The sequence below is a fragment of the Streptomyces sp. NPDC055078 genome, from assembly GCF_053607985.1.
Genome location: NZ_JBSGUP010001038.1, coordinates 1 through 1,777, shown reverse-complemented (window position 1 = coordinate 1,777; position 1,777 = coordinate 1). Strand labels below are relative to the sequence as shown.

At 76.2% G+C, this 1,777-nt stretch carries 1 protein-coding gene; it reads left to right on the top strand.

Features of this window, described 5'->3' with window-relative positions:
- Positions 1 to 904: 904 nt before the first annotated feature.
- Positions 905 to 1,777: LLM class flavin-dependent oxidoreductase (locus tag ACWF94_RS39910; protein ID WP_453500104.1), on the top strand; the 873-nt coding region annotated here is incomplete at its 3' end.

The window sequence follows — 1,777 nt, the reverse complement described above, 5'->3', positions numbered from 1 at the left end:
GGCACACCGTGCCGGGGCGCAGAGCGTGAAGGCGCGAGGGGGAGGGCAGGGCGGGTCCGGTGACGGGTGAAGGCCGCGCGGCGCCAAGTGGCGCGGCAGGCGCGGGGGACGCGGTCGGGTGGGCTCAACAGGACGCGGACCACACGCGACCGAAGTCGATGCGGGGGCGCCTGACCAGCGACTGCTGTCCATCCATGGCGTAAGTGGAACAGGCACCGGTCCCTGCGTCAACTGCCCCCGTACCGGCGGTTCACAGTGTGGACAGTCTTTGACAGCCGCCCGCACCGACCCCCTAGCCTCGTGGTACGGATCGTGCTGAGGGGCGCGGTCCCCGGCGCGTCTCGGGTACCACCGCTGTCATCGGTGAAGGCCATCCCGTGTTCGATCTCTGCATCCACGGAGCCTTCGCATGGCCGTACCATCCAACGCCGTTCCCGTATCCCGTGTCCCTGCCGCCGGGTCCTGCCCTGGGGTGAGCGGCAGGCCCGACCGCGTCGGCGGGACCCCTGGCCGTCGCCGCCGGACACACCCCGCACCGTGCCCCGCGTCCCTGGCGGGAGACCCGTGCCCTGAACGCGCCGTCCCGCCCCGGTATCCGTCCGCCGGGGCCGTACGCGCGAGGGGGAGCCGGACCCAGGGGAGCGCCGGGCCGCCGGCCGTTCGGACCGACCGGCGTCCGAAGCCGCCGCCGGGCCCACCACACCTCGCCGCCCGGCCGCCCCCGCGCGCCGCGTTCCCGTCCGCCGTACGAGCGTCCGCACCCGGCGCCCGTACCGGGTGCCCGTGCCGCGCGCCGCGCCCGGAGCCAGTAACGGGTGTCCATAACGGGTGTCCGTGCCGCGCGTCCGCGACCAGCGCCCGTACCGGGCACCGTCCAGGAACCGACCATTCCGAAAGGTCCACCATGTCCGCCACCCGCTCGCTGCATCTGGCTGTCGCGCTCGACGGTCCCGCGCGGTACGACGCCGGTCACTATGTCGATCTGGCGAGACTCGCCGAACGCGGAGCACTCGACTTCGTCACGCTGGGCGACTCGTTCGCCCGGCCGGGGCTCGACGCCCTCGCCGTACTCTCCCGGGTCGCGCCCGCCACCCACCGGATCGGGCTTGTGCCGACCGTGACCGCCACGCACACCGACCCGCTCCGGCTCGCCACGGCGGTGGCCACCCTCGACTGGGTGAGCCGGGGCCGGGCGGGATGGGCGGTCGGGGTCGCCGCCACCCAGACCGAGGCACGGCTCTTCGGGCGCGGGCCGGCCGGGCCGGCCGCGAAGCTGTGGCGCGAGGCGGCCGACACCGCGGGGGCTGTCGTCCGGCTGTGGGACGGCGGGGACTACGAGCCGGGAAGCCACGAGCCGGGAAGCCACCGTCCCGCAAGCCGCGCGCCGGGAAGCCGCGACCAGGCGACTGAGTGCTTCACCGACGGCGGCGAACCGCATCGCTCCCGTGTGCCGGGCCGGACCCCGGCAGCGCGGGAGCCCTTCGCCGGGCCGAGGCCGCCGCAGGGCCGGCCCGTCACCGTCGTCGACCTCACCGGAGCCGGAGCCGGAGCCGGGGACGAGGGCCGCCGGGCGGCGGCCCGGTACGCCGATGTCGTACTCGTCCGGGCCACCTCGCCCGACAGCGCGGCGGCGATCCGCGCGGCCGTCCACGAGGACGCCCGGAGGCAGGGCCGCGACCCGGGAACCCTCCGGGTGCTGCTCTCGCTCGCCGTCGACCTCGGCGGCAGCGAACCGCCCCCCGAGCCGGGGCTGACCGGCCCCGACAGCCTGCCCCGG